This is a genomic window from Clostridioides sp. ZZV15-6383 (genome assembly GCF_020657735.1).
GTDB classification, from domain to species: Bacteria; Bacillota; Clostridia; order Peptostreptococcales; family Peptostreptococcaceae; genus Clostridioides; species Clostridioides difficile_D.
The window spans coordinates 1-255 of record NZ_JAGWCV010000232.1; the positions used below are offsets into that span (position 1 = coordinate 1).

Genomic DNA, 255 nt, shown 5'->3' on the forward strand with positions numbered 1-255 from the left:
AAAATGATTATGAAAACTTTTATATTAATTTGGAAAGTGGAATAAAAACTCTTGAGGTGAGGTTTAATTTAGATTTTATTCCTCGCTTGATTGTTGTTGAAAATTTTACACTTAAAAATAAAACTCGATCTAAATATGTTAGATACCCTAAAATCGCTAGTGACAATATTGTTGGTGTTGTAGGTAGGTATTTTGAAGGGAATTATGAATATTTTGGTTCTTCAACACTTATTAAAAGCTATTCCAATACTTCTT

Annotated in this window: 1 protein-coding gene; it reads left to right on the forward strand. The window is 27.1% G+C overall.

All coding sequences use genetic code 11. From position 1 onward, the window contains the following. Positions 1–29: 29 nt before the first annotated feature. Positions 30–255: hypothetical protein (locus KGF42_RS19590; RefSeq protein WP_227826945.1), on the forward strand; the 226-nt coding region annotated here is incomplete at its 3' end.